The following is a 24460-nucleotide window of genomic DNA, read 5'->3' as shown; positions in this document are numbered from 1 at the left end:
AACCGTATACGAAACGGAGCGATTGGCATGGCATCGATGATCGGCGGCTCGACGGCGGAGCGGGAATTGGCGGCGCTGTCGCCATGGACCAACCCCGCCCCCGTCATCGGCGCGGACGAGCGGATGCAGCGCCTGGACCGCGCCCGCACGCTGATGGCGGGTATCGGCGCGGACATGCTGCTGATCGGTGCGGGGGCGAGCCTGCGCTATTTCACCGGCGTCGCCTGGGGCGCGACCGAGCGGCTCGTGGCGATGCTGCTCCCGGTACAGGGTGACCCCATCTTCATCTGCCCCGCCTTCGAACTGGGCTCGTTCGACGCGAGCCTGGGCATCACCGCCACCGATATCCGCCTGTGGGAGGAGGACGAAAGCCCCTCCGCATTGGTCGCCGATGCGCTGAAGGCGGCGGGGGCGAGCACGCTCGCGATCGATCCGGCGATGGCGTTCCTGTTCGTCGACCGCATCCGCGAAGCCGACCCCGACATCCGGCTGATCAACGGTGCGGCGGTCGTCGATGGCTGCCGCATGATCAAGTCGCCCGCCGAGATCGCGCTAATGCGCCAAGCGATGGAGATGACGCTGGAGGTGCATCGCCGCGCCGCGCATATCCTGCACGAGGGGATTCGGGCGTCGGAGGTCATCCGCTTCATCGACGCGGCCCACCGCGCGCTGGGGGCCTCGACCGGCAATACTTTCTGCGCGGTGCAGTTTGGCCGCTCGACCGCCTTTCCACATGGCTTGCCGCAGGACGACGTGCTGCGTGAGGGCGATGTGGTGCTGGTCGATACCGGCACGCTGATCGACGGCTATCATTCGGACATCACCCGCACCTACGCGTTCGGCGAGGTTGGCGACGAGGTCCGCCGCATCTGGGATATCGAGAAGGAGGCACAGGCCGCCGCCTTCGCCGCCGTCCGCCCGGGCGAACCGTGCGAAGCGGTGGACTATGCCGCGCGGGCCGTGCTGGAGCGCGCAGGACTCGGTCCCGATTATCGCCTGCCGGGCCTGCCGCACCGTACGGGCCACGGCATCGGCCTGTCGATCCACGAACCCGCCTATCTGGTGCGCGGCGACCGCACGCCGCTGACCCCCGGCATGTGCTTTTCCAACGAGCCGATGATCGTGGTGCCCGATCGCTTCGGCGTGCGGCTGGAGGATCACTTTTACATCACCGACACGGGCGCGGCCTGGTTCACCGAACCGCAGCCCGCGATCGACGATCTGGGGTAAGCACCCCGGCCGTTCAGCCTGAGCGAAGTCGACAGCCACGGAAAGGCGCTTCGACATCGCTCAGCGCGAGCGGTGGTCTGATTTAGACCACCGTGAACCCGGCCCAGAATGGGTCCTCGCGGTCGATCCAGATCGTGTTGAACCCGGTCGCCACCGCCGAGCCCTGGATCGACGGCACGATCGCGGCCTGCCCGCCAAGCTCGGTCGCCTCCTCGACCCGGCCGATGAACCGGCTGCGGATATAGCTTTCATGGACGAAGCGGTCGCCGACGCTCAGCCGCCCCTTCGCCGCCAGATGGGCAAGACGCGCCGAGGTGCCGGTGCCGCAAGGCGAACGGTCGATCGCGCGTTCGCCGTAAAAGACCGCGTTGCGGCCATCGGCATCCTCGGCCGAGGGCTTGTCGGCCCACAGCACATGGCTGACCCCGCGAATCGAGGGTTCCAGCGGATGCACCGGCTCGAACTTCTCGCGCACCAATTCGCGGATCATACGGCTGAGTTCGACCAGCCGCGACGCGCCCAGATCGTCGAGGCCGGTATAGGCTCCCTGCGGTTCGACGATGGCATAGTAATTGCCGCCATAGGCGACATCGAGCGTCAGCGGGCCGAAGCCCGGCACGTCGATTTCGATCCCCTCGGCCGCCAGATAGGCGGGCACGTTGCGGATGCGGACGGCGGTGACTTTCGCGCCTTCCTTCTCATATTCGATATGAATGGTGCCCGCTGGCACCTCGACCTTCAGCTTGCCCGGCTCGCGTGGGGTGATGAGGCCGTTTTCCAGGCCGAAGGTGATCATCCCGATCGTGCCATGTCCGCACATGGGCAGGCAGCCGCTCGTCTCGATGAACAGGATCGCGGCATCGCTATCGGGTTCGCACGGCGGATAGAGGAAGCCGCCCGACATCATGTCATGCCCGCGCGGCTCGAAGCACAGGCCGGTGCGGATCCAGTCGAACCGCTCGAGGAAATCCAGCCGGCGCTCCGCCATGCTGGCGCCGCGCAACAGCGGCGCGCCCCCCGCCACCAGCCGGACGGGATTGCCGGCGGTGTGGCCGTCGATGCAGAAAAAGGTGTGGCGGATCGTCGGTGTCGTCATCGGGATTTCCTTGCTACCCAATCCGTATGCGGTATCATATGGTCTATGCCCAAGTCGGAAAATGCGTTCTCCCCTGTCGCCAATCGAAATGCGCTGATCGTCGGCGGCGGCATCGTCGGGACCACGACCGCATTGGCGTTGCAGCGCGCCGGCTGGGCCGTGACCCTGGTCGAGGCGGAGGATATCCCGCGGGCCGCGTCCTGGGGCAATGCCGGCCATATCGCCACCGAGCAAGCCGAGCCGATCGCCTCGCCCAAGATGGTGCGCGGCTTTGCCGGCAAGCTCTTCTGCCGGGGCGGCGCGCTGGCGCTTCCCCCGCGCGAGATCGGCACATGGCTGCCCTTCGCACTACGGCTGTTGGGAGCGGCGCGCGCGGATCGCTATGCGCGGGCGCATGAGGCGCTGGCGGCGCTGTTGGCGCAGGCGATGCCGGCGTGGCGGCGGCATGTCGCGGCGCTGGGTGCGCCCGAACTGCTGCGCGAGGAAGGCCATATCGTCCTGTGGGAAACCCCCAACAGTGCCGCACGGGGGCTGGCCGGCTGGCAGGCCGCCGATACCGGCACCGCCCGCTTCCGCCCCCTGACTGACACGGAGCTAGACGATTGGCGGGCCCGGATCGCCAGCCCGATCGTCGGCGGTATCCGGTTCGAAGGGAGCGGCCAGATTGCCGACCCGAGCCAGCTCGCCGAGACCGCACTGGCCCGGTTCCTGGCCGATGGCGGGACGCGGATCATCGCGCGGGTGACGGCGGTTGGCGAGGGGGAAGTCCGGCTTGCCGATGGTCGTCGCCTGTCGGCAAACGAGATCGTGGTGACGGCGGGCGTGGCGAGCGCGGACCTGCTCCGTCCTTTCGGGGTCAAGGCGCCGATCATCGCCGAGCGCGGCTATCATCTCCAGACGGGGCCCGAGGTCGACTGGCCCGCCGACCTGCCGCCGGTGGTGTTCGAGGACCGCTCGATGATCGTCACCCGCTTCGCCGGGGGCCTGCGCGCCGCCAGCATCGTCGAATTCGCCCGCGCGCACGCCAAGCCCGACCACGCCAAATGGAACCGCCTGCGCCACCACATCGCGGCGCTCGGCCTGCCGATCGGCGAGGATGCCAAGCCCTGGATGGGCGCACGGCCGACCTTGCCGGACTATCTGCCCGCCATCGGCCGGGTGCGGGGCGTGCGGGGGGTGTCTTATGCCTTCGGACACAATCATCTCGGCCTGACGCTGGCGCCGATTACGGGGGAGTTGGTCGCGGGGTTGTTGGGGGGCGATGCGACCATGGTTCCACTGGGATCGTTCAGCTTGGAGCGCTTTCGCTGATCACGCGCAATCGCAGCACGTTCCAGCCGCCTATTTGTCGCAGCCAGCTTGATCAGGTAGCGGGGTCTTACTCTTCATGCCGGTGATTTTGCGCTCTTGAGCGTTACGCTCTGCCCCATAAATGAAATCATTGACGCAAAAAAACGTCGATCCAAATGCCTGCCTCATTTTAGAAGGTAACGAGCAGCCATGCGCTACAAAATTGGCATTCCCTCACTCTGGTGATTGACCCTATGCGTCAACTATCGGAAAATCCTACATGAGGATACATCCTTTCCGATTGGCGCTCGCTGCGGGTTGCTGTGGTCGCTTACCAAGCGACACGAAATCTTGAGGGAATGAACATGGCCAGTGCTCCACCGACCATCGCGTCATCTCGAAACATTCCTCCAAACGGCGCCACATTCGCCCGACACCTTGTGAGGGTCGTTGATCTGGTTCCGGAGACCCGAGGGCTTGGGGTGGTACTCATTGACTTCGGACGGATGCAGCGTTTGCGCAAGCCGCCGCCAAGCACGGCGACCGTCGTGTTCGAGCGGCGCGTTAAACCGGTGACAGCACCCCCGATGCTTGCAAAATCCGGCAACGCCCCAGTCAAACGAGCACAAGCCCCACAACGACCACGTACGGCCGACACCTCTCCGGCGACCGAATGGATCAATCTTGGTTTGAATTGTGGCGGTGCGGCGCTCGCTTGAATTGGTGTGGCTGGCCTTACCGCGCTGGCGCCGGCGACCGGTGGTCTGAGCGGCTTCGGTGCCGCAATGGTCTATGGAGGCGCGGCGGCGGCCACTGGTCAATGCGTGGTATCCGTAGCCCGAGTCGTCAATGTCGAGCGAGGCCGCGCGGACGTGAATCGCAGTTGGGATGCGAATCGCTGGTATGTGCGCACTATGCTAGCCGCAGATGTCGTCGGCCTTGTGGGAGCTGGCGGCGCGTTGAAAGAACTCAAGGCAACCAATGCCGTACTGCGTCAGGCTGGTTATTCCTTCAGCCGTGCCAGCCAAGGAGAAACGATTAGCAGACCGATGCGTAAAGCGCTGACTTCGGCCCTGGATCTGCAAGGGGCGCGCCGAGTTCCCGGTATCGTGATCAATAAGGTCGTGCGACAGCGGTTGATGGACGGCGTCGCTGGCGTGATCGGCCTGTTCGCCAGCAGCTACTCCGGTGCGCTCGGGGAATTGGGTTCGGGCTTTTGGGACGTGGTGGTTTGGATCACTGAAGAAACAGGGCAACGCTCGTGATACGCAGGGATCAAGATTATTGGCAACGCCTCCGCAAGGATAAGCGCTCAAACTGGGCAGCCGGCTTTGCTGCCGTCGCAGGTATTTCGGCGACAGTATCGCTGATAGGCCTGCTTGTGACCGGAAGTCAGTATCAAGCGCGCGAAAATCCATTTTACTGGCTACTAATGCTACCAGTCATCTGGTGGTTAAGTGGATTGGGACGATTTGAACCCCGCGCGGTCCGCTTTTGGAAGCCAGCCTTGCTTCTAAGCGTTATTGTGGCTGCCGCCGTTCTCATATTCGCCGTGGCAAGAGGCGACTGGATCATCGAAGCCGCAGGCTCCGCGCTCACGCTTATCAGCACCGCGGCCAGCCTTTTTCTCCTTCATGGCAGTCTGGTCGCACGCGAGGGCCCCGCAAGGTGATGCAATTCTTAAAAGCACTTATTGCATCCACCCATTGAGCTCGCCCGGAAGCGCCTGCTCCCGAAGCTCGGTCATTGCCACGCCCCCTCGACAATCCCCCCCCATTCGCTATCGATTAACCACGTATCGACGTGAGGGCAGCGACCGGGTCCGTGCAGATCAAGCGGCTTCGCATTTCGGGTTTCAAGAGCTTCGTCGATCCGGCCGATCTGGTCATCGAACCGGGGCTGACCGGCGTTGTCGGGCCCAATGGCTGCGGCAAGTCGAATCTGCTCGAAGCGCTGCGCTGGACGATGGGCGAGAACAGCGCGCGGTCGATGCGCGGCGCGGGCATGGAAGACGTCATCTTCGCCGGCACCGCGACGCGCCCGCCACGCGACTTTGCCGAGGTCACGATCCTGGCCGAGCGCGAGGGCGAGGAGACCGAGATCGTCCGCCGGATCGAACGCGGCGCGGGCTCGGCCTATCGGATCGACGGACGCGACGTGCGCGCCAAGGACGTGGCGCTGCTGTTCGCCGATGCCGCGACCGGCGCCCACTCGCCCGCTTTGGTCAGCCAGAACCGGATCGGCGCGGTCATCGCCGCCAAGCCCGCCGAGCGCCGCGCCATGCTGGAGGAAGCCGCCGGCATCTCCGGCCTGCACGTCCGCCGCCGCGATGCCGAGACGCGGCTGCGCGCGACCGAAGCCAATCTGGCGCGGCTGGATGAGGCGATCGCCGATCAGGACGCGCGCGTCGCAAGCTTGCGGCGACAGGCGCGGGCGGCGGAGCGCTACCGGCTGTTGTCGGAGCAGATCCGGGTGGCGGAGGGGCGGATGATCTTCGCGCGCTGGCGCGATGCCGCCGCCGCCGCGACCACCGCCAAGGCCGAGGCCGCCGCCGCCGAGGCGCAGGTGGCCGAGACCACCGCCACCGAACGCACCGCCGCCCAGGCGCAGGAACAGGCGGTCGCGCTCGCCGCCCGCACCCGCGCCGCCGCGCTGGCCACGCGCGATGCGCTCAGCGAAGCCGGCCATGCCCTGTCGCGGGCGCGCGACCGTCGCCATGGCCTGCAACGCCGGATCGAGGAACTGGCCGCCGCGCGCACCCGGATCGACGAGGACCGGGCGCGCGAAGATGCGCTGGCGCATGACGCCGCCGCCACGATCCGCCGGCTGGCCGAAGAGCGCGAAGATCTGAACGCCCGCATCGCCCATGCCGAACAGGCCATGCCCCGGCTGGATGCGCTGCTCGCCGAGGCGGAAAGCCGCAATCGCGATGCCGAGGTGGCGCTGGCCAAAGCCCTGTCGGCGCAGGCCGCCGAAGCCGCCGAACGCCGCATCGCCGAGGGCGCGCTGGCGGCGGCGCGCGGACGCCATGAACGCGCCGAGCGCGACGCGCGCGGGGTCGCCGCCGCCATCGCCGCGCTACCCGACATGGCCGATCAGGAGGCACAGCGCGAAGCCGCCATCGCCACCCAGGCCGCCGCCCGCGCCGATGCGGACAAGGCGCGCGCCGCGCTGGGCTGGGCCGAGGAAAGCGAACTCACCGCCACCGCCGAGCGCGATGCGGCGGAGACGGCTCGTGCACAGGCGATCGCCGCGCTCGCCGCGCTGGATGCCGAGGTTGCGACCCTGACCCGTGCCACCGAGCGCAAGGGGGGCGACCGGCTACTCGACGAAGTCCAGGCCGAGCCGGGGTTCGAGCGCGCGCTGGCCGCTGCGCTAGGCGACGAGTTGGAGACACCGCTGGCCGACTGGCATGGATCGCCGCTGGCGGAGGATGATCCGCCGGCGCCCGTCGGAACCTTGTCGCTGGGCGCTCGGATCAAGGCGCCGCCCACCCTCGCCCGCCGGCTGTCGCAGATTTTCCTGGTGGAGGCGGATTCGGGTCAGGCGCTGGCGGTCGGACAGCGGCTGGTGACGCGTGAGGGCCGGCTGCGGCGCTGGGACGGCTATATCGGCGAGGGTGGCGGCGCGGCGGCGGCCGAGCGGATGGAGCGTCGCAACCGGCTGGCCAAGCTGGAGGAAGAGCGCCCGGCGGTGGAGTCGAGCTTGCGCATCGCGACCGAGGCGCGCACCGCGATCGACGACCGTATCGCCCGCGCCCGCCTCGCCGCCGCGAGCGCGCGGACCCTGCTTGCCCAGGCGGAGGCCGCACACCGCGACGCGCAGCGCGCCGAGGACCGCGCCCAGGCGCAAGTCGAGCGGCTCGCGGGGCAGCGTGCCGATCTCGCCACCCGTGCCGAGCGGATTGCGGCCGAAATGGACGAGGCATTGGCCGAATGCGAACGCGCCGCGGCCGCGCTCGACGCCTTGCCCGACGGCTCGGCCAGCGCGGCGGAAACGGCGCGGCTGCAGACCGAGACGCAGTTGGCGCGGTCGGCAGTGGCACTAGCCCGTTCGGAGCGGACGACGCTGGACCGCAGCCTGGCCCAGACCCGCGATCGTCTGGACGCGGCCACGGCCGAGGCGGAGAGTTGGGACCAGCGCGCCGGTCAGGCGGCGGGGCGCATTGCCGAGATGGACACGCGCGCCGCGACGCTGGAGCGCGATGCCGCCGCGCTCGCCGATCGGCCCGCGCAACTGGCCGAAGAGATTGCGGCCTTGGCCACCGCCCATGACGCCGCCCGCGCCGATGCCGAGCGGACCCAGGCGGAGGAAGCGGAGGCCGAACGCCAACTGCGCGCGGCCGAGGCCGCCCATGCCGGCGCCAATGCCCTGCTCTCCGCCGCGCGCGAGGCCCGTGCGGGGGCGCTGGCGCGGGTGGAGAATCATGAGCTGCGCCGGGTCGAACTCGGCCGCGTCTCCGGTGAGCGCTTCGCCTGCCCCGCCCCGGTCCTGCCCGAGCGGCTGGAATTCGACGGCGCCAGCGTCGGTTCGCCGCAGGTCGAAGCGGGCTTGCACGATAAACTCTCCGCCGATCGCGAGCGGATCGGGCCGGTCAACCTGGTCGCCGAACAGGAACTGGCCGAGCTGGAAGCCTCCGGCGCTGCCAACGCCGCCGAACGCGAGGACCTGGCGCAGGCGGTGACGCGACTGCGCGGTTCGATCGGGCTGCTCAACCGCGAGGGGCGGCAACGCTTGCTCGCGGCGTTCGAGGCGGTGAACGGGCATTTCCAGACGCTGTTCGCGACGCTGTTCGACGGTGGTTCGGCGCATCTGGCGCTGGTCGATTCGGACGATCCGCTCGAGGCGGGACTGGAGATCATGGCGCAGCCGCCCGGCAAACGGCTCCAGTCGCTGACCTTGCTGTCGGGGGGTGAGCAGGCGTTGACGGCGGTGGCGCTGATCTTCGGTCTGTTCCTGACCAACCCCGCGCCGATCTGCGTGCTGGACGAAGTCGACGCGCCGCTCGACGATGCCAATATCGACCGCTTCTGCGGGCTGCTCGACCGGATGACGCGCGAGACGGACACGCGCTATCTGATCGTTACCCATAATGCGGTGACGATGAGCCGGATGCACCGGCTGTTTGGCGTGACGATGATCGAACGCGGGGTCAGCCGGTTGGTGTCGGTGGATTTGCAGGCGGCGGAGACGTTACTGGCGGCGGAGTAACATCCGCCCTTATATCAGCCCACCCCGGCGGAGGCCGGGGTCCAGTTGCTACGCGCCATCGTCGGGCTCCTTACGTTTGCCCTCGCGGACCGATCAGCGCGCCACGGGCTTAGTGGCACCTGGGCCCCGGCCTTCGCCGGGGTGGTGCTGTCGTTTATAGTTTACTGCCCTTGCTCCCATTCAGGCTGAGCGAAGTCGACGCCTACGCCCGCCCCTCACGGCAGCAGGAACGTGCCCTCGATCACCGTCACGCACCCGCCGCCCAGAACGACCCGGTCGCCCTCCAGCCCGCAGGTCAGCCGCCCGCCCCGCGTGCTCGCCTGCTCGGCCGTGAACGCCTCGCGCCCCAGCTTCTTCGTCCAATAGGGCGTGATCACCGCATGGGCCGCGCCCGTCACCGGATCCTCGTCGATGGCGAAAGCCGGCACGAAGACGCGGCTGACGACATCCGCCTCTCCCTCCCCGCCCCGCGACGTCAGGATGACGACATAACGTCCCGCCTTGGCCAGCGCCGTAAAGTCCGGCGTACACGCCCGCACCCGCGCTGCACCGTCCACCACCACGACCGCATAGCCCGCCGGATGACGCAACGTCTCGACCACGCCGTCCACGCCCAGCGCCGCGACCACCTCCGGCAGCGGCTCCGGCGACGGCGTGCGCTCCGGCAGCGACAGGCTATAGCCGAGACCGTCCCGCGCCACCTCCAACACCCCGGCATGGCGGGTCGCGAACCGCACCTGCTCGCGTGTCGTATCCGATGACAGCACGACATGCCCGCTCGCCAGCGTGGCATGGCCGCACATCTCCACCTCGTCGCCCGGGGTGAACCAGCGCAACTCGAAATCCGCCTCTTCGCCATCGGACGGCACGAGGAAGGCGGTTTCCGACAGGTTGTTCTCCTGCGCGATCGCCAGCAGCACGGCGTCGTCCAACCAGGCCGACAGCAGCATCACCGCCGCCGGATTGCCGCCGAACGCGGCGTCGGCAAAGGCATCGACCTGGGTGAAGGGAATGCGCATCAATAGACCCGCTTGCCGAACCAATGCGGGGTCACGTCCGCCTCGACCAGCGGATTGTCGGTATCGACATGGCCTTCGGGATCGAGATGGATCAGCACCTCGACCTTGGGGAAGGCGCGGCGCAGTGCCCGCTCGACACCCTCGACGATGTCATGCGCGGCGGCAACCGTCAGATCGCGCTCCACCTCCATGTGGAATTGCGCGAAGTCGTGGCTGCCCGATCGGCGAGTGCGGAAGTCGTGAATACCCTTCAACCCCGGCTGGCGCGCGGCGACGTCGAGAAAGGCGGCGCGCTGGTCGTCGGACCATTCCTTGTCCATCAACTGGTCGATCGCGGTCGAGGACGCCTGGAACGCGCCCCAGGCCAGCCAGAGCGCGATGGCAATACCGAAGATCGGGTCCGCGCCATGCCAGCCGAGATACTGGTCCAGCACCATCGCGACGATCACCGATCCGTTGAGCAGCACGTCGGACTGGTAATGGACGTTATCGGCCAGGATCGCGACCGAGCCCGTCTGCCGGATGACGCTGCGCTGATAGGCGAGCAGGACCAGCGTGGCGAGGATCGCGACGACCGACACGCCGATGCCGAACTCCGCGTCGCTGGTCGGATCGGCCGCGCCCAGCGCCATCACCGCGCGCCAGGCGATGCCCGCCGCCGAGGCGGTGATGAGCGCCACCTGGAACAGTGCCGCCAGCGCCTCCGCCTTGCCATGGCCGAACCGGTGGTCATGGTCGGCCGGCGTCGCCGCCAGCCGGACGCCGTAGAGCGTCACTAGGCTGGCAAGCAGGTCGAGCGCGGTGTCAGCGAGCGACCCCAGCATCGCGACCGACCCGGTGCGCCATGCGGCAAAACCTTTGAGCGCCAGCAGGAACAGCGCCATCGCGACGCTGGCCAGCGCCGCCTTGGTGGCCAGGGGAATGACCTTCTTGCGTTCGTCCTGGGTCACGGGAACAGCAATCCTTCGTCCCAGCCGCCTTCGCTGGTGCGGGTAAAGACACGGCGCTCGTGCAGCCGGTGTTCGCGGTCGAGCCAGAATTCGATCCGCTCAGGGGTCACGCGGTATCCGCCCCAATGCGGCGGGCGCGGCACGTCGCCGCCCTCGAAGCGGGCGCGCATCTCTTCGAACCGCGCCTCGAAGGTCGCGCGATCGGCGAGCGGGCGCGATTGCTCCGACGCCCAGGCCCCCAGTTGCGAGTCGCGACCCCGGCTGGCGAAATAGGCATCCGACTCGGCGTCGGAAACACGGCTCACCGGCCCCTCGATCCGAACCTGACGGCGCAGCGATTTCCAGTGGAAGAGCAAAGCGGCCTTGCTGCCCTCGCCCAGGTCCTGCGCCTTGCGGCTCTCGCGATTGGTGTAGAACACGAATCCGCGCGGGTCATGGCCCTTCAGCAGCACCATGCGCACCGAGGGCTGACCGCTCGCATCGACCGTCGCCAGCGCCATCGCATTGGAATCGTTGATTTCGCTTGCCCGTGCCTCGGCAAACCAGGTGTCGAACAGGGCAAAGGGATCGTCAGCCATGCGCGCGTCCATACGCCTGTGATGGACGAAAACCAATGTCGGGAACGGAAACGCTGGGTCCGTCATTGATCCCGTTACGCAACGGAGATTTTCCCAATGCCCGCACGCGCTTACTGGCAGGGTCAGATCCGCCTCGCCCTCGTCTCGATCCCGGTCGAGCTCTATCCGGCGACCAAAAGCGGCGCGACCATCCAGTTCAAGCAGATCCACGAACCCAGCGGCAAGCCGATCCATTACGAGAAAGTCGTCAACGATATTGGCCCGGTCGACACCGACGAGATCGTCAAGGGCTATCAGGTCGCCAAGGGCGATTACGTCCTGCTCGACCAGGAAGAGATCGACGCGGTCAAGCTGGAGTCGAAAAAGACGCTGGAACTGACCCGCTTCGTCGATGCGAGCGAGATCAACGTCCTCTATTACGAACGCCCATATTTCGTCGTGCCCGCCGATGACCTGGCGGAGGAGGCGTTCATCGTCCTGCGCGAGGCATTGAAGCGGACGGGCAAGGTCGGGCTCGGGCAACTGGCGCTGCGGGGCCGCGAATATATCGTCTCGCTGCGGCCGTGCGGACGCGGACTGATCCTGGAGACGCTGCGCTACGCCGACGAGGTCAACAAGGCGCAAGCCTATTTCAGCGATATCGGTGATGCCAAGCCCGACGCCGAACTGCTCGACCTGGCCGAGGCGCTGATCGAGAAGAAATCCGGCCCCTTCGACCCCAAGCAATTCCACGATCATTATGTCGAGGCGCTCTACCGCCTGATCGACCGCAAGCGCAAGGCGAAGGGCAAGAAGATCATCGAGGACGAGGATGACGCTCCCGCCCGCTCGGGGAGCAACGTCGCCGACCTGATGGCCGCGCTCAAACAGTCGATGGAAGGCGGCGAGATCCGCAGCCGCTCGCGAAAAGCACCGCCCAAGACGACGCGGAAAACGCCCGCGAAGAAAACGACCACGCGCAAAGCCCCGGCGCGCAAACATGGCTGATCCGCTCGAACGCTATAACGCCAAGCGCGACTTCACCCGCACCGCCGAGCCCGCGGGCACGCTGGAGCCCGGCAAGGGCAACAGCTTCATCGTGCAGAAACATGACGCGACCCGGCTGCACTGGGACTTCCGACTGGAGGTGGACGGGGTGCTCAAAAGCTGGGCCGTCACGCGCGGGCCGAGCCTGGACCCCGATGAGAAGCGGCTGGCGGTGCGGACCGAGGATCATCCGCTGTCCTATGCGACGTTCGAAGGGACGATTCCCGAGGGTCAATATGGCGGCGGCACGGTGATGCTGTGGGATCGCGGCACCTGGTCGCCGGTCGCGGGCAAGAGCGCGAAGGATCTGGAGGACGGCCACCTCCACTTCATCCTCGATGGCGAGCGGATGAAGGGCGAATGGCTGCTCGTCCGGATGAAGCCACGGGCCAAGGAAAAGCGCGAGAACTGGCTGCTCCGCAAGGTGGCGGATGCACAGGCCGGGGGCACCGACACGCTGACCGATCAGGCGCTGACCAGCGTCGCGACCGGCCGAACCATGGCGCAGATCGCCGAGGGGAAACCGCCGAAGAAAACGCCCACCAGGAAACCAAAGGTCGCCGCCCGCAAGGCGAAGGCGAAGAACGGCACGCTGCCGGAGTTTCGATCCCCGGCGCTGTGCACGCTGGTCGATCAGGTGCCCGCCGGAAATGGCTGGCTGCACGAGATCAAATATGACGGCTATCGCGCGCTGATCGCGATCGGCGGCGGCAAGGCGCAGGTCTTCACCCGGAGCGGCCTCGACTGGAGTGCGAAATTCCCCGGCATCGTCGCGGCCGCTGCGGACCTGCCCGTCACGTCCGCGCTGATCGATGGCGAGATCGTCGCATTCAAGAATGGGCGGCCCGATTTCTCGACGCTGAAGGATGCGATCGGCACCGACCGGCCGATGAGCCTCTTCGCCTTCGACCTGCTGTCGCTCGACGGCGAAGACCTGACCGGCCTGCCGCTGGTCCAGCGCAAGGAGCGGCTGCGCGGCATCATTCCCAAGGGCGACGAGACGATCCAGTTCGCCGAGCATATCACCGGATCGGGCGAGGCGCTGTTCGACAAGCTTTGCGCCGAGGGGCTGGAGGGCATCGTCTCCAAGCGCGCCGACAGCCGCTACCCGAATGGCCGGAGCCGCGACTGGCTGAAGATCAAATGCCTGAGGCGGCAGGAGTTCGTCATCGTCGGCTGGCTCCCGTCCGACAAGGCACGGCGGGGGTTGAAGTCGCTGCTGCTGGGGGTGAACCGCGACGGCAAGCTGGCCTATGCCGGAAAGGTCGGCACCGGCTTCACCCAGCAACGCATGGCCGAACTCCGCGCATTACTCGACGCCCGTACGCGCAAGACCACCCCCGTCGAAGCCCCCCGCGCGATGGTGCGCGGCGCGCATTGGGTCCGCCCCGATCTGGTCGCCGAAATCGCCTTTACCGAGACGACGCCCGATGGCCTGCTCCGCCATCCCAGCTTCATCGGATTGCGCGAGGACAAGCCCGCCGACCAGGTGGTCGAGGAACGCCCAGCCCCCGTCCCGTCGCCCGAAGCCAGCGCCATTACCATCACCCATCCCTACCGGGTGATCTTCCCCGACAGCGATCTGACCAAGGGCGACCTCGCCGATTATGTCGCCAAGCTCGCACCGCTGATGCTCCCCTGGGTCGCGCGGCGGCCGGTCAGCCTGGTGCGCTGCCCGCAAGGCCGTGCCCGCGCCTGTTTCTTCCAGAAGCATGACGCGGGCAGTTTCGGGTCGCAGGTGCACTCCATCCCGATCCGCGAGAAGGACGGCGGCACCGAACCCTATCTCTATGTCGAGGATGCCGAGGGGCTGCGTGCCTGTATCCAGATGGGGTCGATCGAGTTTCACGGCTGGGGCTCGTCCATCGCGACGCTGGAACAGCCCGACCGGATGATCTTCGACCTCGACCCCGATCCATCGGTCTCGTTCGACGATGTGAAGCGCGCCGCCGTCCATATCCATGACCAGTTGGCCGAACTGGGACTGACCAGCTTCGCCATGCTGTCGGGCGGCAAGGGCGTCCATGTCGTCGTGCCGCTCACGCCGCAAGCCGAGTGGCCCGCCGTATCGAACTTCGCCGAACGCTTCGCCAAGGCGCTGGCGCAAGGCGATCCGGCGCGCTTCGTGGCGGTCGCGACCAAGGCCAAGCGACAGGGGCGGATCTTCATCGACTGGCTGCGCAACCAGCGCGGGGCGACCGCCGTCATGCCCTATTCGGCGCGCGCGCGGGCCGGGGCACCGGTCGCGGCCCCAGTCGCATGGCGCGAGTTAGACAAGGTCGACACGGCGGCACGCTGGACGATCCGGGATGCCGAGGAATTGCTCGAACGGGCCGCCAGCGCAGGCCTGCGGGGATGGGGCGTGGCTGATCAAATCCTGCCTGATGTCTAATCGCCTGTTGCAACCTGTGGCCGATGCGGCGATTTTCCGCCGCGATGGACCCATCCGAGGACAGCCCCGCACAGGCCGCCGCCTGGACCGCCGCCTATCGCAGCGCCGCGACGCCCTCGGACGTCATGGCGGGATCGAACGATCCGGCCTGGCCCGCGATGCTGGAGGAACTCGCCGCCGTCGCCAGCAACCTGGCCCATGCGCGCGAGCGGGTGCAGCGCCACGCCGCCGATATCGGCACCGGCTTTCGCATCATCGGTGAAACCGACGAGCGCCCCTGGCCCGTCTCGCCCGTCCCGCTGCTGATCGACACCGGCGAATGGAGTCGCATCGCGGGCGGCGTGGTCCAGCGCGCGGAGCTGCTGGAGACGATTCTCGCCGATCTCTACGGCCCCGGGCGGCTGGTGACCGAGGGGCATATTCCCGCCGCGCTCGCGACCGGCAGCCCCTATTTCCTGCGGCCCATGGTGGGGGTGACGCCGCCGGGCGGCCATCATTTGAGCTTCGTCGCCTTCGACCTGGCGCGCGGGCCGGACGGCGAGTGGCGGGTGCTGGCCGATCATCTGCGCAATCCGGCGGGTGCGGGCTATGCGCTGGAGAACCGGCTGGCGGTCAGCCGCACTTTGGGGGGCCTGCAAAACCGCCTGAATGTCCAGCGCCACGCCCCCTTCTTCGCCGCCTTCCGCGCCGGGCTGGCCGCGCAATGCCGCCGCGCCGACCCGCGCATCGGGCTGCTGACGCCGGGCCGGTTCAACCCGAGCTATCCCGAACAGGCGCATCTCGCCCGCTATCTCGGCCTGTTGCTGGTCGAGGGGGCCGATCTCGCCGCGATCGAGGGACAGGTCTATGTCCGCACGGTCGCCGGATTGAAGCGGATCGATGCGCTGTGGCGGCGGCTCGACCCCCGGATGCTCGATCCGCTGGCCTTCGACAGCCATTCGCAGATCGGCGTGCCCGGCCTGATCGACGTCTATGTCGAGGGGCAGGTGGTGATCGCCAACGCGCCGGGCGCGGGTGTGCTCGAAAGCCCGGCCCTGTCCGCTTTCCTGCCCGTGCTGGCCGAGCAATTGCTCGACGCCCCGCTCAAGCTGCCCACCATCGCCACATGGTGGTGCGGCGGGTCGACGCAGGCGGATTATGTCGCCGAGCACCTGGACGATCTGCTGATCGCCCCCGCCTTCGGCCCCAGGCCTTTGGGCCTGCCAGAGGGCACCCGGCCGGGCGCGAGCCTGTCGCCTGCAGAGCGCGCGATGCTGATTGCCGACATGGTCAAACGCCCGCAGGATTATGTCGGGCAGGAAATGGTTCGGCTGTCGACCATGCCCGTCGTCATCGGCGACCAGCTGGAGCCGCGTCCCTTCACGCTGCGCGTCTTCGCCGCGCGCGATAGCGAGGGCCAATGGACCGTCCTGCCCGGCGGCTTCGGCCGGATCGGCGACCATCCCGAGGCGACCGCCGCGATGATCGGCGAAGGGCTATGGTCCGCCGATGTCTGCATCCACGGGCCCGAGCCGGTCGCGCCGATGTCGCTGCTCGCCGACCCCGATTCGCTCCATGTCCGCCGCAATCCGGGAACCTTGCCCAGCCGCGTCGCCGACAATTTCTATTGGCTGGGCCGCTATCTGGAGCGGGGTGAGGCGCTGCTGGCGGCGATCCGGGTGATGCTAGGGAATTCGATCGACGCCGATGGCGGCGCGGCGCTCGATACGCGCACCGTCGGGCGACTGGTCGGCCTCATCACCGGCGCGGGTGCGGCCCCGCACCCCGACAGCCTGCACCGCGCCGCCCTCACCCAGTTCGCGCGCACCGCGATGGAGGATGAGGGCTGGCACTCGGTCGCCCGCATCAATCGCCTGGCGCGCGGGATCAGCGAAGGCTCGCGCGATCGTCTGTCCGCCGACATGGTGCGGTTGCTCGAGGCGCCCTTCCCCAGCCATGTCGGGATGCTCGACCGGGCGGGCTCGCTGCAACGCCGCTATGCCGCGATCGCCGGGCTGTCGGCCGAGCATATGGTCCGCACCACCGCCTGGCGCTTCCACGATCTCGGCCGTCGGGTGGAACGCGCCATGGCGGTGGCACGCGCGACGCGCCTGTTCGGCATGGCGGGCGCGTCTGCGGACGACCTGTCCACCCTGCTCGACCTCGCCAACAGCCAGATCAGCTATCGCCAGCGTTATCCGACTGGCCTCGCGCGCGTCGCGGTGGTCGATCTGGTCGCGCTCGACCCCAACAATCCGCGCGCGCTGGCCTATCAGACCGCGCGCATCGCCGACTGCCTGTCGCGCCTGCCCGTCCTGTCCGACGACGACATGGCCGAGCCGCAACAGGCCCAGGCGATCGCGGTTCGTGCGGCGATCGAGACGGCGGACGCGCGCACCCTCGACGTCGATACGCTCGGCGATGTCGAGCGGCGGCTGGGCTTGCTCTCCGAAGCGATTGCGCGCCGCTATTTCCTGCAAGGCGCGGAGCCATTGCGTGCCGGGGGGCTTACCCTGGCATGATCTACGACATCCGCCACATCACCCGCTTCGATTACGGCGCGCAGGTCAAATATGCGCGGTGCAACCTGCGGCTGAAACCGATCGACTGGCCCGGTCAGACGCTGGAGTCCTATGATCTGATCGTCGAGCCGGTCGGGCGCACCCGTGCGGCGCGGGCCGAGGCGGGGCTGGCGCATGTCACGCGGCTGGTCGTGGATCGCCCGGTGCGCAGCCTGACCATCGAGAGCCGCGCGCGGATGCTGGTCGACCGGCCGGTGCCGATGCCGTCGCCGAACGACCCGACGCTGGCCGAGGTGTCGGCGCTCGCCCGATCGAGCCGCGACCTGTCGGCGGTGGGGCCGGCCAATTACATCTTCCCCTCGCCCCTCATTCCGCTCGACCCCGCGATTGCGGAATGGTGCGCGGCCGACCTGTCGCCCGAGCGGGGTGCGCTGGAAGCCGGTTTTGCGCTCGCCAATCGCATCCAGCGCGAATTCGCCTTCGACCCCGCCGCCACCCTAGTCGACACGCCCCCGGCCGAGGCGTTCCGCCAGCGGCGCGGCGTATGCCAGGATTTCGCGCAGATCATGATCACCGGCCTACGCGCGGCGGGCATCCCGGCGGCCTATGCATCTGGCTATATCCGCACCCTACCGCCGCCCGGACAACCGCGGCTGGTGGGTGCCGATGCGACCCACGCCTGGGTGCTGATCTGGGGCGGGCCGGAGCATGGCTGGGTCGGTGTCGATCCGACGAACGGCATCTGGATGGCGGGCGACCATATCATCGTCGCGATCGGCCGCGACTATGCCGAGATCGCCCCCGTGGACGGCGTCGTACTGGGCTCGGGCGCGCAGAAGATGGACGTCAGCGTCGACGTCGCGCCCGTCGATGATCCGGTGATGGCGGAAACCATATTGTCCGACTGATCGTCACCGCGATTTGGGGGGATCGATGCCATGATGGAAGTCCGACGACCAAACAGGGCGAGATCGGCATTCAGGATCATGTCGATCGCCCTGCTGGCGGGGTTCCTCGCCATTCTGGCCTATGCCGCAATCGGCTATATTGACGCGATGCGCGATGCCCCCAGTCTGAAAGCGCGCGCCAACAGACTGATCGACCAACGTCGCGGCCCCGATGCTTTGACACCCGCCGAGCTGCGGCAATTGATCCGCGTCGAAGACCCCAATTTCTGGCACCATCATGGCGTGGACAACGAAACGCCCGGCGCGGGCGTCACGACGATCACCCAGTCGTTGTCCAAAAAACTCGCCTTTGACCACTTCAAGCCGGGTTTCAAAAAAATTCGACAAACGGCCTATGCCAAGGGCCTGGAAGCGCGTTTGTCCAAGCGCCAAATCCTGGCACTCTTCCTGGACAGCGCGCAACTCAACCTCGGGCCAAAGGGCTGGATGCAGGGCATGTTTGCCGCCAGCGAACAGCTATATGGCAAGCCACCCGCTGCATTGACCAAGCCACAATGGCTGAGGCTCGTGGCAGCCTTGGTCGCACCAGCCGATTTCCACCTTATCGGCCCAAATCCTCGGCTTGACGAGCGCGTTCGCCGGATCGAGCGGCTATTGGCAGGACGCTGTCAACCGCAGGGCAATCGCGACGTCATGCTCGACGGTTGCGCCTGACCAGAGCCCCTTCAGCCCGAAGGCATGAACTTGGGAACGGCGATGACAGGGGGTCTCACCCCTCGTCCGTCACCGCATTGGGATTGTCCTTGTCCGGATCGGGATGGCCGCCCGAGCCGTGATAGGCCGTCTCGCTCTGGCCACCGTGGAAATCGCCCTTGCGTTCGGGGACGCCTTCATAGCCGCCACCCTGGCTCTCGCCGCCATGTTTGCCGGGCGCGTCCGAGACGCCATCGGGGGCGCCCTTCTTGGCGTCGCCCATTTTCCCGTCCTTGCCGGTCGCCTGCATCGGCTCGGTCATGTTCCGTCTCCTTGTCCGGCGTCTATAACGCATGGGCAACGGATTGCGCTCCGGCGCAGGCTTCCCCACATAGATTCGTAATACACTGGCAACGGGGAACAGAGTGGCCGATCCATATCAGACGCTGGGCGTAAGCCGCACGGCCAGCGAAGCCGATATCAAGAAAGCCTATCGCAAGCTGGCGAAGGAACTCCATCCCGACCGCAATAAGGACAATCCCAAGGCGGCGGAGAAGTTCAGCCAGGTGACCAACGCCTATGACCTTCTGTCCGACAAGGACAAGCGCGCCCGTTTCGATCGCGGCGAGATCGATGGGGACGGCAATCCCGCCTCGCCCTTCGGCTTTGGCGGCGGGGGTGGCCCGCGCCCGGGTGCGGGTGGCGGCGGGTTTCGCCAGCAATTCGACTTTGGCGGCGAAGGCGCCGACATGTCGGACATCTTCGAGGGGATGTTCGGTGGCGCTGGTCGCGGTGGATTCAGCGGCGGTTTCGGTGGCTTTGGCGGTGGTGGCCGCCGGGCCGCGCAAAAGGGCGCCAATATCGCCTATGCGCTGAAAGTCCCCTTCATTGATGCCGCCACGCTCAGCCCACAGCGCGTCACGCTGGGCGATGGCAAGACCATCGACCTGAAACTGCCCGCCGGGGTCGAAACGGGCACGCAGATGCGGCTGGGCGGCAAGGGTGAGCCCGGAGCGGGCGGCGCCGGCGATGCGATCGTCACGATCGAGGTCAGCCCCCATGCCTTCTTCACCCGCGACGGCGACGACGTCCGCCTGGACCTGCCGGTCACCCTGAACGAAGCGGTGCTGGGCGGTCCGGTCAAGGTGCCGACCGTCGAGCGCCCCGTCATGCTGACGATCCCCAAGGGGAGCAGCTCGGGCAAGACGTTGCGCCTGAAGGGCAAGGGCTTTCACAAGAAGGATGGCGGGCGCGGCGATCAGCTCATCACGCTGATGATCGACATCCCGGCCGATGATGCTGAGCTGCAACGCTTTGCCGCCGAATGGACCGACGGCAGGAACCCGAGGGCCGCCATGGGCGTCTGATCGTTCCATGAGCGATGCGAACGGCCTGACCCCAGAAGAACGTGCCCATCATCAAGGCAAGGCCCGTCAGAGGCTGGACCGGCAGATCGCCAAGGTCCGGCCTGGCTCCTATGCCTTTGAAGTCCTGAAGCGGACCAGCCTGGGCGTGTTCAACGACGGGTTCATCCATGCCGGGAACCTGGCCTATCTGGCGTTGATGACGCTGTTTCCCTTCTTCATCACCACCGCCGCGCTGCTCTCGCTGTTCGGACAGAGCAACGAGACCCAGCATGCGGTGGAGAGCTTCCTTCACGTACTGCCCCCCGATGTCAGCGATCTTCTGCGCAAGCCGATAGCCGATGTTCTGGCGGCGCGAACGGGCTCGCTGCTCTGGCTGGGCGGGCTGGTCGGGTTGTGGACGGTCGGCGGTTTCATCGAGACGATCCGCGACATCTTCCACCGCGCCTACGGCGTGAAGGCGACCGCCGCCTTCTGGAAATCGCGTCTGTCCTCGACGCTGGTCATCGTCGCCTCGGTCGTGATCGCGCTGCTGTCCTTCTTGGTCGCGGGCGTTCTGACCGCCGCCGAGCAATTCATCTATCGCCTCGTTCCCTTCGCGCAGGACGTGGCGGGCTGGGTCGGACTGTCGCGTTTCATCCCCGGCGCGGTCATGTTCGGCGCGCTCTACATGCTCTTCTATTCGGTCACCCCTTCCAAATATCGCGAAAGCGACTGCCCCAAATGGCCCGGCGCGCTGTTCACCGCCGCTTGGTGGGTCAGCATGACCGCCTTGCTGCCCGTCGTGCTGTCGCAACTGGGCGGTTACGACCTGACTTATGGCAGCCTGGCCGGTGTCGTCGTGATGCTGTTGTTCTTCTATTTGATCGGTCTGGGTCTGGTTTTCGGCGCGCATTTGAACGCGGCACTGGCGGAACCGCCCGAACCGGCGCTAGAGAGGGCGATTGAAGATGGTGAACCGGCAGGAGCGGTAACGGCGTGAACGGATTGATGGCAGGCAAGCGGGGGCTCATCATGGGCCTGGCCAATGACAAATCGCTGGCCTGGGGCATCGCCAAGCAGCTTTCGGAGGCGGGCGCGGAGCTCGCCTTTTCGTATCAGGGTGCGGCGATGGAAAAGCGGGTCCGCCCGCTGGCCGAACAATTGGGCGTGGCGCGTCTGTTCGACTGCGACGTGTCCGAGATGGAATCGCTCGACAAGCTGTTCGACGATCTGAAGGGCGAATGGCCGACGATCGATTTCGTCGTCCATGCGATCGGCTTTTCGGACAAGTCGCAGCTGCGCGGGCGTTACTACGACACGACGCTCGACAATTTCCTGATGACCATGAACATCTCGGCCTATTCGCTGGTCGCGGTGGCCAAGCGCGCACGTGAGATGATGCCCGAGGGCGGATCGATCCTGACGCTGACCTATTATGGCGCGGAAAAGGTCATCCCGCATTACAATGTCATGGGCGTGGCCAAGGCGGCGCTTGAGACGAGCGTGAAGTATCTCGCGGTCGATCTCGGCCCGGAGAATATCCGCATCAACGCCATCTCGGCGGGCCCGATCCAGACGCTGGCGGCGCGCGGCATCGGCGACTTCAACTATATCCTGAAGTGGAACGAGCTGAACTCGCCGCTGCGTCGCACCGTGACGATCGAGGATGTGGGCGGCGCCGGTCTCTATATGCTGTCCGATCTGGCATCGGGCGTGACGGGCGAGATCCACCATGTCGACGCCGGGTACAACGTCATCGGCATGAAGGCCGAAGACGCACCGGACATCGCGCTGGCGTAATAAACTTTTCCTCCCCTGCAAGGGGAGGGGGACCAGCGAAGCTGGTGGAGGGGTGTAACCGGCAGCGAGGTCAGACTGCCATCGCCAACCGTGACACCCCTTCGTCAGGCCTGCGGCCTGCCACCTCCCCTTCTAGGGGAGGAATAGGCGGCCAACATTATCTATCGCGTCTTCCGCCACCGGCCCGCTAAAGACGAACCCATGTCCGACCAGCCCCCCGCCGACATCACCATCCGCCCCGCGCGCGGCGAAGATGTCGCCGCGCTCGACGCGCTTCTCGTCGCCAGTTTTCCCGCGCCCGCCGAAGCCGCCCTGGTCCGCGACCTGTGCGTCGAGGGCGACATGGTCCTGATGCTGGTCGCGGTCGATGAGGAAACGGACAGTCTGATCGGCGCGATCGCGTTTAGTCGCATGAGCGTCGAAATCGGTGGCAAGCCGATCAACTCGGTCGCGCTCGCCCCCATCGCCGTCGCGCGCGAATGGCGCCAGCAGGGCGTCGGCGAGGCACTGGTCGCCGCCGGGATCGAACGATTGGAGCAGGAGGGTGTGGTCCTCTGCTTCGCGCTTGGCGATCCCGGTTTTTACGGCCGGTTCGGTTTCGCCGCCGATGTGGCGAGCGGTTTCGACAGCCCCTATGCGGGCGACTATTTCCTGGCGGTGCCGCTGCAGGGCGGCCTGATCCCCTGCGGCGTGCGCGGGGCCGCCACCCATGCGCCGGCCTTTGCCCGGCTTGGAGACGCTGCGTGAGCTTCAACAGTTTCGGCCGCCTGTTCCGCTTCACCACCTGGGGCGAGAGCCATGGGCCCGCGCTGGGCGCAGTTGTGGACGGTTGCCCGCCGGGGATCACGCTGTCGGAAGAAGATATTCAGCCCTGGCTCGACAAGCGCCGCCCGGGTACCAGCCGCTTCACGACGCAACGGCGCGAGCCCGATCAGGTCCGCATTCTGTCGGGCGTGTTCGAGGGGCGGACGACCGGCACGCCGATCAGCCTGATGATCGAGAATGTCGACCAGCGGTCCAAGGACTATTCGAACGTCGCGCTCGCCTATCGCCCCGGCCATGCCGATTACGCCTATGACGCGAAATACGGCTTTCGCGACTATCGCGGCGGCGGGCGCTCCTCGGCGCGCGAGACGGCGGCACGGGTCGCGGCGGGTGCCGTGGCGCGGGCGGTCATCCCGCAAGTCCGCATCCGCGCCTGGGTCGAGGCGATCGGCGGCGACCGGATCGACTACGACGCGTTCGACGATGCGCAGATCGACGCCAACCCCTTTTTCTGTCCCGATGCCGCCGCCGCCGAACGCTGGGAAGCGATCGTCGATGGCGCGCGCAAATCGGGTTCGTCGGTGGGAGCGGTCGTCGCCTGCGAGGCGACCGGAGTGCTGGCCGGCTGGGGGGCGCCGCTCTACGCCAAGCTGGACAGCGAGCTCGCCTCCGCCTGTATGAGCATCAACGCGGTCAAGGGCTTTGAGATCGGCGACGGCTTCGCCGCCGCCGCACTGACCGGCGAGCAGAATGCCGATCCGATGCGCGCCGGCAATGGCGGCCCCCGCTTCCTTGCCAACCATGCGGGCGGGATCGCGGGGGGGATCGCCACCGGCCAGCCGGTGACGATGCGTGTCGCGTTCAAGCCGACCAGTTCGATCCTGACCCCCGTCGACACCATCACCCGTACCGGTGAGGAAACCCAGATCGCGACCAAGGGCCGTCACGACCCCTGTGTCGGCATTCGCGGCGTTCCCGTGGTCGAAGCGATGGTCGCCCTGGTTTTAGCCGATCAGGCGTTGCTTCATCGCGGCCAGTGTGGTTGAATAGAGGAACGTGCACCATCCTGCCTCGTTGATGACGACGAGAACAAAGCAGGAGAGAATCAATGCGTTATATGCATGTGATCGCCGCCGGTGCCCTTTTGATCCCCGCCGCTGGTTTTGCGCAGGTATCGGGTAGCGCGACGGGTGGGATGTCTGGACAGACCGGCACCACGACGGGTCAGACAATGCCTGGGCAGATGCCGGGCCAAACCACGATGCCCGGCCAGACCACCATGGGCCAGCCGGACACGATGACGACGACGCCGAGCACCACCACCCGCTCGACGACGCGCAGCAAAAGCCGCAGCCGGACGACCACGCCCGACAGCACGGTAAACACGCCGTCGACGCTGCCGGATTCCACCGGCTCCTCGACGACGACGGGTAGCGGCTCGCTGGGCAGCGATCCCACGACCAGTGGGTCGATGGGTAGCGGCACCACGGGCGGCACCACCACGCCCCCGGGCAGCAGCGGCGGCATGCGCTGATCCTTCTTGGATAAGCGTCACTACGGAAAAGGCCCGGTCGCGAAAGCGGCCGGGCCTTTTTGTGACGGCCAGGTGGAAGCGTGGAAACCTGCCAACAAAAAAGGCCCCGACTGCCGCCGGG

General features: G+C 67.1%; 21 protein-coding genes. 15 read left to right on the top strand and 6 right to left on the bottom strand.

Going from position 1 to position 24460, the window contains the following annotated elements; translation table 11 throughout:
• Positions 1-27: 27 nt before the first annotated feature.
• Entirely contained in the window at positions 28-1230 is a 1203-nt protein-coding gene (locus tag SP6_RS00655; protein WP_007406090.1) for a M24 family metallopeptidase, read from the top strand.
• An 82-nt stretch (positions 1231-1312) separates the two neighbouring features.
• Here the strand turns inward: SP6_RS00655 and SP6_RS00650 are convergent, their stop codons facing one another.
• A complete protein-coding gene (locus tag SP6_RS00650) occupies positions 1313-2326 on the bottom strand; it encodes a 4-hydroxyproline epimerase (protein ID WP_007406058.1) in 1014 nt (337 codons plus the stop codon).
• Positions 2327-2371: 45 nt separating this feature from the next.
• Here SP6_RS00650 and SP6_RS00645 point away from each other — a divergent pair, with 45 nt between their 5' ends.
• The 4 genes from SP6_RS00645 (at position 2372) to SP6_RS00635 (ending at position 8827) form a co-directional block, all read left to right on the top strand.
• Positions 2372-3637: an NAD(P)/FAD-dependent oxidoreductase gene (locus tag SP6_RS00645; protein ID WP_007406133.1), complete on the top strand. Its 1266-nt coding sequence runs from the start codon at positions 2372-2374 to the stop codon at positions 3635-3637.
• Positions 3638-4341: 704 nt separating this feature from the next.
• Entirely contained in the window at positions 4342-4881 is a 540-nt protein-coding gene (locus SP6_RS20730; protein ID WP_126053411.1) for a hypothetical protein, read from the top strand.
• Positions 4878-5288 carry a hypothetical protein gene (locus tag SP6_RS20725; RefSeq protein ID WP_126053410.1) on the top strand — a complete coding sequence of 137 codons (411 nt, stop codon included), beginning with the start codon at positions 4878-4880 and terminating at the stop codon, positions 5286-5288. Before SP6_RS20730 ends, SP6_RS20725 begins: the two co-directional genes overlap by 4 nt.
• A gap of 152 nt (positions 5289-5440) precedes the next feature.
• On the top strand, positions 5441-8827 hold the full coding sequence (locus tag SP6_RS00635) for a chromosome segregation SMC family protein (RefSeq protein WP_042468301.1): 3387 nt from the start codon (positions 5441-5443) through the stop codon (positions 8825-8827).
• A gap of 215 nt (positions 8828-9042) precedes the next feature.
• Here the strand turns inward: SP6_RS00635 and SP6_RS00630 are convergent, their stop codons facing one another.
• Genes SP6_RS00630 through pdxH form a run of 3 tightly spaced genes read right to left on the bottom strand, consistent with a single transcriptional unit; the run spans position 9043 to position 11374 of the window.
• Entirely contained in the window at positions 9043-9846 is an 804-nt protein-coding gene (locus SP6_RS00630) for a PhzF family phenazine biosynthesis protein (RefSeq protein WP_007406814.1), read from the bottom strand.
• Positions 9846-10796, bottom strand: coding sequence for a cation diffusion facilitator family transporter (locus SP6_RS00625; RefSeq protein WP_007406836.1), 951 nt, complete (start codon positions 10794-10796; stop codon positions 9846-9848). The genes SP6_RS00630 and SP6_RS00625 overlap by 1 nt, the downstream gene beginning before the upstream one ends.
• Entirely contained in the window at positions 10793-11374 is a 582-nt protein-coding gene (pdxH, locus tag SP6_RS00620; protein WP_007406826.1) for a pyridoxamine 5'-phosphate oxidase, read from the bottom strand. The genes SP6_RS00625 and pdxH overlap by 4 nt, the downstream gene beginning before the upstream one ends.
• A gap of 96 nt (positions 11375-11470) precedes the next feature.
• Here pdxH and ku point away from each other — a divergent pair, with 96 nt between their 5' ends.
• From ku to SP6_RS00595, 5 genes are all read left to right on the top strand, one after another.
• Positions 11471-12361 (top strand): non-homologous end joining protein Ku, encoded by an 891-nt coding sequence (ku, locus tag SP6_RS00615; RefSeq protein ID WP_007406827.1) that lies wholly within the window; start codon positions 11471-11473, stop codon positions 12359-12361.
• Positions 12354-14792, top strand: coding sequence for a DNA ligase D (gene ligD, locus SP6_RS00610; RefSeq protein WP_007406817.1), 2439 nt, complete (start codon positions 12354-12356; stop codon positions 14790-14792). The genes ku and ligD overlap by 8 nt, the downstream gene beginning before the upstream one ends.
• A gap of 23 nt (positions 14793-14815) precedes the next feature.
• The gene (locus tag SP6_RS00605) at positions 14816-17293 is read left to right on the top strand and encodes a circularly permuted type 2 ATP-grasp protein (protein ID WP_007406811.1); all 2478 of its coding nucleotides are present in this window, start codon (positions 14816-14818) and stop codon (positions 17291-17293) included.
• The gene (locus SP6_RS00600; protein ID WP_007406819.1) at positions 17290-18201 is read left to right on the top strand and encodes a transglutaminase family protein; all 912 of its coding nucleotides are present in this window, start codon (positions 17290-17292) and stop codon (positions 18199-18201) included. The genes SP6_RS00605 and SP6_RS00600 overlap by 4 nt, the downstream gene beginning before the upstream one ends.
• 78 nt (positions 18202-18279) lie before the next feature.
• On the top strand, positions 18280-18915 hold the full coding sequence (locus SP6_RS00595) for a transglycosylase domain-containing protein (protein ID WP_007406833.1): 636 nt from the start codon (positions 18280-18282) through the stop codon (positions 18913-18915).
• A 55-nt stretch (positions 18916-18970) separates the two neighbouring features.
• Here SP6_RS00595 and SP6_RS00590 read toward each other — a convergent pair whose 3' ends face one another.
• Positions 18971-19216 (bottom strand): hypothetical protein, encoded by a 246-nt coding sequence (locus tag SP6_RS00590; protein WP_007406818.1) that lies wholly within the window; start codon positions 19214-19216, stop codon positions 18971-18973.
• 103 nt (positions 19217-19319) lie between these two features.
• On the opposite strand from SP6_RS00590, the gene SP6_RS00585 reads away from it, so the two are divergent.
• The 5 genes from SP6_RS00585 (at position 19320) to aroC (ending at position 23851) form a co-directional block, all read left to right on the top strand.
• Positions 19320-20261, top strand: coding sequence for a DnaJ C-terminal domain-containing protein (locus SP6_RS00585; protein ID WP_007406813.1), 942 nt, complete (start codon positions 19320-19322; stop codon positions 20259-20261).
• Positions 20262-20268: 7 nt separating this feature from the next.
• Positions 20269-21240 (top strand): YihY/virulence factor BrkB family protein, encoded by a 972-nt coding sequence (locus SP6_RS00580; protein ID WP_007406823.1) that lies wholly within the window; start codon positions 20269-20271, stop codon positions 21238-21240.
• Between the two features lie 8 nt (positions 21241-21248).
• Positions 21249-22040, top strand: coding sequence for an enoyl-ACP reductase FabI (gene fabI, locus SP6_RS00575; RefSeq protein WP_007406832.1), 792 nt, complete (start codon positions 21249-21251; stop codon positions 22038-22040).
• 201 nt (positions 22041-22241) lie between these two features.
• Positions 22242-22787 (top strand): GNAT family N-acetyltransferase, encoded by a 546-nt coding sequence (locus SP6_RS00570; protein ID WP_007406829.1) that lies wholly within the window; start codon positions 22242-22244, stop codon positions 22785-22787.
• Entirely contained in the window at positions 22784-23851 is a 1068-nt protein-coding gene (aroC, locus tag SP6_RS00565) for a chorismate synthase (protein ID WP_007406822.1), read from the top strand. The genes SP6_RS00570 and aroC overlap by 4 nt, the downstream gene beginning before the upstream one ends.
• A gap of 178 nt (positions 23852-24029) precedes the next feature.
• On the opposite strand, the gene SP6_RS00560 is transcribed toward aroC, so the two are convergent.
• A complete protein-coding gene (locus SP6_RS00560; RefSeq protein ID WP_007406824.1) occupies positions 24030-24332 on the bottom strand; it encodes a hypothetical protein in 303 nt (100 codons plus the stop codon).
• Between the last annotated feature and the right edge of the window lie 128 nt (positions 24333-24460).

This window comes from Sphingomonas paucimobilis NBRC 13935 (genome assembly GCF_000739895.2).
GTDB lineage: Bacteria > Pseudomonadota > Alphaproteobacteria > Sphingomonadales > Sphingomonadaceae > Sphingomonas > Sphingomonas paucimobilis.
The sequence above is the reverse complement of the archived record's forward strand: the minus strand, read 5'-3'. Positions and strand labels throughout refer to the sequence as shown.